Origin of the sequence: Actinomadura roseirufa (genome assembly GCF_900659635.1) — a bacterium.
Taxonomy (GTDB): Bacteria; Actinomycetota; Actinomycetes; order Streptosporangiales; family Streptosporangiaceae; genus Spirillospora; species Spirillospora roseirufa.
The window spans coordinates 1-6720 of the sequence record NZ_CAACVB010000347.1 but is presented as its reverse complement, the minus strand read 5'-3'; the positions used below and the strand labels follow the sequence as shown (position 1 = coordinate 6720).

Sequence of the window (6720 nt, the reverse complement as noted above, 5' to 3'; positions counted from 1 at the left end):
GGTGGCGCTGGCCGGCGCCGCGGCGCTGAGCACGCTGGGCGGCCGGACCGCCGCGACGGCGGCGGGCGAGGTGATGCGGCTCGCCGCGATGGCCGTGATGCTGCTGGTCGTCGAGCGCCTGGTCGCCGACGACCCGAACCGCCGGGGGCCGCTGCTCGGCGCCGCCTTCGCCTCGGCCGTCGCGCCGGTGGTCATGACCGCCGTGCAGCTCGGCACCGGCCACGGGATGATCAACGTGCACGGGCTGCTGCGGCCGCACGGCACCTTCTGGCACCCGAACGTGCTCGGCGTCTACTGCGCGCTGATGCTGACGATGGCCGCCGGGCTGCTCCCCCACCTGGAGACCCGGCACCGCGGCGCGCTCGGCGTCCTGGCCACCGGGCTCGGCGTCGGGCTCGTCGCCGGCTACGCGCGCGGGGCCTGGCTCGCCGCGCTGGCCGGGCTGGTGGTCGTCGCGCTGCTGACCGACCGGCGGATCCTGGCCGTCCTCGGCGTCGCGGTCCTCGTCCCGATCATCGCCGTGCCGTCGGTCCGGGACCGGATCACCGACCTCGGCGACGCCTCGCCGGGTGCCTCCGAAAGCTCGCTGACCTGGCGTTTCGAGCACTGGTCCGAGGTACTCCACCTGATCGGCGGCAATCCGGTGACCGGGATCGGGCCGGGGACGGCGCGGGCGGCCCTCGGCAAGGAGGTCCACAACGACTACCTGCGGGCGCTCGCCGAGACCGGCGTCGTCGGGCTGCTGGCCTATCTGGCGCTGCTGGCCGCGCTCGTGCTCACCGCGCGGGCGGCGCTCCTGGCGACCACCGACCCGCGGCGCGCGGGCCCCGCACCGGCCCGGTCGATCGAACGCGGCGTCGCGGTGGGCTTCGCGGGGACCGTGGCAGTCGTGGCCGTCTTCGCCCTGGCCGACAACGTGATGACCACGGTCGCCGTCCAGTGGTACCTGGCGGCGTTCGCCGGGATCGCGCTGGCCACCGTCCGCACCGACCCGGCCGGCGGCATGCGCCCCATCGGCGGGGCACGACGACTCGGCGGGACACGACCGTCCGGCGGGGCACGATGAGGATCCTGCACATCAACAAGTTCCTCTACCGGCGCGGCGGCGCCGAGGCGTACATGCTCGACCTCGCCGCGCTGCAACGCGCTCAGGGCGACGAGACCGCGTTCTACGCGATGGAGCATCCCGACAACATCAGCACGCCGTACGCCCCGCATTTCCCCGGCCATCTGGAGATGAACCCGCTGCCGCCCGGCCTCGCGGGCAAGGTCAGGGGCGCCGGGCGCATGATGTGGTCCACCGGCGCGCGCCGCGGGCTGGCGCGCGTGATCGCCGGCTTCCGGCCGGACGTCGCGCACCTGCACAACATCTACCACCAGCTCTCCCCCTCGGTGCTCGCCGCGCTCCGCGACGCCGGGGTCCCCGCGGTGATGACGCTGCACGACTACAAGCTGGTCTGCCCGTCGTACAACATGCTCGCCGGAGGCCGTCCGTGCACCGCGTGCGTGGACGGCGGGCTCCGGCAGGCGGTGGCCCGGCGCTGCAAGGGCGGTTCGCTCGCGGCGAGCGCGGCGGTGGCGGCCGAGACATGGCTGCACCGCCGCTTCGGGGCCTACGACCACGTCGCCGCGTTCATCTGCCCGAGCCGCTTCCTGGCCGGGCAGCTCACCGAGGCGGGCGTCTACGGTGACCGGCTGCACGTCGTCGACCACTTCGTGGCCCCCGCGCCCGACACCCTCACGGATGAGGCGGCCGGTCCGGTGGAACCGGGCGGCGGGGCCGGTGGGCGCCTGCTGGTGGCGGGCAGGCTCAGTGCGGAGAAGGGGGTGGACGTCGCGATCCAGGCGGCCGCCCTGCTCCCGGGCGTCGGGCTCGACGTCGCCGGGGACGGCCCAGAGCGCCCCGCCCTGGAACGGCTCGCCGAACGGGTCGCGCCGGGACAGGTGAGGTTCCACGGCAGGCTCCCCCGGCACGAGGTCGAGGCGCTGCTGCGGACGGCGGACGCGCTGCTCGTCCCGTCCCGCTGGTTCGAGAACCAGCCGATGATCATCCTGGAGGGCTACGGCGGCGGGGTACCGGTGGTCGCCGCCCGGCTCGGCGGGATCCCCGAGCTCGTCGAGGACGGGGTCACCGGCCGGCTGGTCCCGCCCGACGACCCGGCCGCGCTCGCCGAGGCGGCGAACGTGTTCGTCACCAGCTCGTCCCGGCGGCACGAGGCGGGCGCGGCGGCCCGCCGGATCGCGGCCGAGCGCTTTTCTCCCGAAAGACACCTTCTCCGTTTGGAAGAGGTGTACGCGAAGGCCGCTTCACCCGTGTCCGGCTGACTTTTCAGGGGCGCGGCTGTACGGCCGGGAGATTGATCTCGACCACCCCGTCCGGAAGGGCCTGGGTCGGCTTCTCCACGGGCGTTTTCGGTGGGGTCGAAGCGCCGCCCTTGGCCGCGCCTCCGGAATCGGCACCGAGCCGGTAAGCGAACGTTCCGGAAGTGCTGAAGGTGTGCGCGTAGGTGCCTCCGGGCGCGATCGCCTGCGAGGGCACACTGCCGTCCATCAACCGCACCACGCGCGGAACGGACGACTCGTTGCGCCATGTGATCCGGTCGCCGGGCCCGGCGACGAGCCGCTTCGGGACGGGCCCGGCATCGGTCAGCCGGACCGTCTTTCCCGCCGCGACCTCGGTGGAGACGATGCGCGGCAGCACCTTGTCCTGCGGTGGATCGTCCGAGCCGCAGCCGGACAGGACCGGCAGCGCCGCCAGCACGCCGGCGATCACGATCGACGCCTTCCTCATGGACCGGACCCTGCCGGGCGGCGGAGATCGCCGGATGTCCGAAGGATTATGGCCCGATGAACCCGGGAAATCGCGCCGACATTCTTCGGCCTCCGGCCGATACCCCGCCGCAACATTAACTAGACGTCCCGGAACCGCTTTAATCGTTCGTCCACCGTCCCCTGTCCGTTGGTTGGTTAAAAGCCAAGGACAGATGAATATCACGGTGGTGTCGCGATGCGGCTCAATTCCTGGACACCCCCAGCAGAAGAGCCCTCGACCAGGAGGCAGGCTTCATGTCCACCACGACCGACGAACGCAGACGATTCCGCGCGCCCCGGGTCCCCCGGCGCGCTCTTGCCTTGCTCGCCGCGCTGGCCGGCGCCGTCGCCCTGGCCGCGCCGGCCTCGGCGGCGCTTCCGCCGTTCACCGACGGCAAGGTCAGCCCCTTCATCCGCGGGGCCGGGTCGGACACGACCTATGACCTGATGCAGAACCTCGACAAGATCTACAACCTCTCCCCCGGCTGTAACCTGCGGGTTCCGCCGGACGCGCCCCAGATGGAGTGCGACCCGCTCGACCAGGGCGCCGCGGTCCGGACCGAGAACTACGACCACGAGGTCGCGGCGAGCCTGTACCCGCAGGGCTCCGGAGCCGGTCTGCGGATGCTGTGCCAGAAGAACGACAACAAGCCCGGCGTGTACGACATCAACTACGCCCGCTCGTCGTCCGGTCCGGGCAGCGTCCCGACGCAGTGCCAGAACGCCAACGACCCGCTGCGCTACGTCGGGTACGCCAAGGACGCCATCGCCATCCCGAAGTGGCTCGGTGGCGCTTCGGCCCCGGTGGCCAACCTGACCCACGCCCAGCTCCAGGAGATCTTCCGCGACATCTCCGGTGACGGGTGCAAGGAGGACTGGGGCGACTTCGGCGGCACCCCGGGTACCCAGATCATGGTGAACGGCGTGCAGACCAGCTCCGGTACCTACGCCGCGTTCCAGGCGTTCCTCGGCGGCGACCCCAACCGCTGTGTCGAAGAGACCGGTGGCAAGGTCCTGTTCGAGAACGCCTGCACCCCGATCAACAACCTGCCGGCCGCCGACCGCGGCCGCTCGATCTGGTTCCTGTCCTACGGCAAGTACGCCTCCGGCAGCGCCGAGTGCACGGACGCCGGCACCGACCTGATCTCGGTCGGTGGCGTCGCCCCGACGGCCACGACGGTCCAGAACGGCACCTACCAGTACAACCGCACCCTCTACAACGTGTACCGCCGCAACCTGCCCGCCGCGACCCCGTGGGCGCTCGGCTACATCGGTGAGAACGGCTGGATCTGCAAGCCCAACGCGCTGCACAGCAAGCCCGTGGGCTCGACCGGTCCCGGCCAGGAGCACCAGCTCGCCGACCGCAACTACGGCCAGGCCATCGACAAGGCCATCACCGAGGCCGGCTTCGTGCCCGTGAACTCCAACCCGGGCGCCAACAAGTGCGCGACGACGGACGTCAACTGACCTGACCCGTCCGGCCCGCTTCATCCACCACTGATCCGCAGTCAGCGACACCGAGGGGCCCGGCTCATCTGAGCCGGGCCCCGCCCTCACTTGGAGGCCCCGTGTTTAGAGGTCCTGTGTTCGGAGGTCCTGTGTTCGGCTTCGTCATCGGCAGCGGCCGCTGCGGCTCCACCCTCGTGCACGAGGTCCTCGCGCGCCATCCCGAGGTCGGGTTCCTCACCAACCTCGACGACCGCTGGAACCGCTGCCCCGGGCCGGTCCGGCGGCGCGGCGGCGCCGTCTATCGTCGGGTGCCGCCCGGTCTCACCCGCAAGGGACGGCTCCGGTTCGCCCCGTCCGAGGGGTACCGTGCCCTGTCCCGGGAGGTCTCGCCCCTGCTCACCGACCCGTTCCGCGATCTCACCGCCGCAGACGCCACCCCGTGGTTGTCCGGACGGCTGCGGACCTTCTTCGAGACGCGCGCCGCCGCCGGAGGCGCGCCCGTCTTCTCACACAAGTTCACCGGCTGGCCCCGAGCCGCGCTGCTCCACGAGGTCTTCCCGGACGCGCGGTTCGTGCACGTCGTCCGGGACGGGCGCGCGGTCGCCAACTCATGGCTGCAGATGCCATGGTGGCGCGGGCACCTGGGCCCCGCCGGATGGCACTTCGGCCCGCTGCCCGAGCCGTACGCCGCCGAGTGGGACGCGGCGGACCGCTCGTTCGTGCTGCTGGCGGGGATCGCCTGGAAGCTGCTGATGGACTCCTACGAGACGGCCCGCGCCGCGCTGCCCGCCGACGCCTGGCTGGAGGTCCGCTACGAGGACGTGCTGACCGACCCGCGAGGGCAGCTGAAGACCATCCTGGAGTTCCTCGGCCTGACCTGGACCCCCGGCTTCGAACGCGGCTTCGCCCGGCACACGTTCTCCCCCGCCCGCGCCGCCGCGTTCCGCCGCGACCTGTCGGCGGCCCAGCAGGCGGAGCTGGACCGCTCTCTGGAACCCCACCTCACCCGTTTCGCCTACCCTCTCTGACCCCGTCCCGGGTCCCACTGGACAGGGGCGGCGCCGCGCGTGCGCGGGCGCGGCCTTCAGGAGAGTTCGACCGGGTGCACGTGACGGCCGCTGGGCGCCGGCGGCAGCTCGCGGCGCGTCCGCCGGGTCTGGACGAGCGCGAGGAGGCCGAGGGAGACGAGCACGCCGATCCCGGCGCACATCGCGCTCGTCCGAAGCACGGCCATGGTGCGGGCCACGGGACGGGCGGTCGCGGAGACCGGCATGAAGGACGCCTTGGCCGCACTCAGCCGGGACTGCCCGCTGCGGACGTCCAGCCCCGCCTCGGCGACCTTGCGGTCGGCCTGCGCGACCCGGTCCTGAAGCTCGGAGACCTCCATCGCGTGCGGGGCGAGCGCGGCCAGCCGCTTCTTGCGGACGGCGATGGCCCGCGCGACCTCCGACGGCGACCGGTTGCCGGCCGGCGCCTCCCGCTCGACCTCGAGCTGGGCGATCTGGTTCTGCAGCGCGCGGTACTCCTCCAGCGGCAGCCCGCCGTACCGCGCCGAGGCGCGCGCCAGCGCCCGCCGGGCGGACGCGGCGGCGGCCGACGCGGCGGCCGAGGACGCCCGGGACGACTCCAGCGCGGGCCGCATCAGCTCGGTGACGGCCGCGGACGCGGCGGCCCGGCTGATCGCCGGGGCGGCGGTGCGGCTGGTGCCCGTCCAGGTCACCCGGACGATCGTGCCGCCGCGGCCGGCCTGCTGGGGCCGGCCGGTGCCGAGGCCGTCGTGGACCCGTCCCGCCCGCACGGACGTCTCGGCGGCGACGGCCCGCGCCACCGTCGCCGAGGTCACCAGGCTGCGGAACGTCGAGACGTTCTGCTCCAGCATCGCGGCGCTCGCGCTCGCGGCCGGGGCCGGGACCTGGAGGTCGACGCTGTGCCGGTACTCGGCGGGCCGCACGGCCGCCCAGCCGGCGCCGATCGCGCCGGCCAGGATCGGGACGGCGGTCAGCGGGACGACGATCGCCCGGTGCCGGCGTCCGTACTCGGAGAGTTCCATCGTGCTCCTCAGGCAGGTCGGAGGGCGGAGGCCGGCGCCTCGCCCAGGGGAGAGGAAGGGCGGTCGGCGAGCGCTCGCGCGAACTGCCGCCGCCACAGGACGAGGCCCACGACGTTGGCGAGCGCCAGCCCGTACAGGGCGCCGGAGGCCCCGGCGAGCCAGGCGCCGCCTGCGCCGCACGTCACCGACAGCGGGACGACCAGCAGCCGGACGGTCGCGCCGCGGCGGGCGTCGCCGATCGCGCGCAGCCCGAGCGCCGGTCCGGTGATCGCGGCGATGCTCGCGAACAGGGCGCACTCGGCGGGCAGCACCGGTCCCGCCAGCGCCCACGAGGCGCCGGCGACCGCGTGGCCGGCCCCGGCGGGCACCAGCAGGGTGAGCGTCCCGTATCCGAGGCTGAGGGCGACCAG

7 protein-coding genes are annotated in these 6720 nt (G+C 73.5%); 4 read left to right on the top strand and 3 right to left on the bottom strand.

The window, feature by feature from the left end; translation table 11 throughout:
- Both E1291_RS37380 and E1291_RS37375 read left to right on the top strand, forming a co-directional pair.
- The coding region (locus E1291_RS37380) for an O-antigen ligase family protein (RefSeq protein WP_131742777.1) at positions 1 to 1066 on the top strand (1066 nt) is incomplete at its 5' end.
- Complete coding sequence (locus E1291_RS37375) at positions 1063 to 2325, top strand: glycosyltransferase (protein WP_131742776.1); 1263 nt, start codon at positions 1063 to 1065, stop codon at positions 2323 to 2325. The genes E1291_RS37380 and E1291_RS37375, both read left to right, overlap by 4 nt.
- A 4-nt stretch (positions 2326 to 2329) precedes the next feature.
- Here E1291_RS37375 and E1291_RS37370 read toward each other — a convergent pair whose 3' ends face one another.
- Positions 2330 to 2773, bottom strand: coding sequence for a cupredoxin domain-containing protein (locus tag E1291_RS37370; RefSeq protein WP_131742775.1), 444 nt, complete (start codon positions 2771 to 2773; stop codon positions 2330 to 2332).
- Between the two features lie 293 nt (positions 2774 to 3066).
- Between E1291_RS37370 and E1291_RS37365 the strand changes: the two genes are divergently transcribed.
- Both E1291_RS37365 and E1291_RS37360 read left to right on the top strand, forming a co-directional pair.
- The gene (locus tag E1291_RS37365) at positions 3067 to 4278 is read left to right on the top strand and encodes a substrate-binding domain-containing protein (protein WP_131742774.1); all 1212 of its coding nucleotides are present in this window, start codon (positions 3067 to 3069) and stop codon (positions 4276 to 4278) included.
- A gap of 131 nt (positions 4279 to 4409) precedes the next feature.
- Positions 4410 to 5288, top strand: a complete 879-nt coding sequence (locus E1291_RS37360) for a sulfotransferase family protein (RefSeq protein ID WP_165495483.1) — start codon at positions 4410 to 4412, stop codon at positions 5286 to 5288.
- 56 nt (positions 5289 to 5344) lie between these two features.
- Here the strand turns inward: E1291_RS37360 and E1291_RS37355 are convergent, their stop codons facing one another.
- Both E1291_RS37355 and E1291_RS42735 read right to left on the bottom strand, forming a co-directional pair.
- Positions 5345 to 6310 (bottom strand): hypothetical protein, encoded by a 966-nt coding sequence (locus tag E1291_RS37355; RefSeq protein WP_131742772.1) that lies wholly within the window; start codon positions 6308 to 6310, stop codon positions 5345 to 5347.
- A gap of 8 nt (positions 6311 to 6318) precedes the next feature.
- Positions 6319 to 6720: MATE family efflux transporter (locus E1291_RS42735; protein ID WP_207401143.1), on the bottom strand; the 402-nt coding region annotated here is incomplete at its 5' end.

What these genes read in the sequence shown, in the direction of transcription:
- E1291_RS37375 (WP_131742776.1), top strand. Translation starts at nt 1,063, where the DNA reads ATGAGGATCCTGCACATCAACAAGTTCCTCTACCGGCGCGGCGGCGCC.
- E1291_RS37365 (WP_131742774.1), top strand. Translation starts at nt 3,067, where the DNA reads ATGTCCACCACGACCGACGAACGCAGACGATTCCGCGCGCCCCGGGTC.
- E1291_RS37355 (WP_131742772.1), bottom strand. Translation starts at nt 6,310, where the DNA reads ATGGAACTCTCCGAGTACGGACGCCGGCACCGGGCGATCGTCGTCCCG.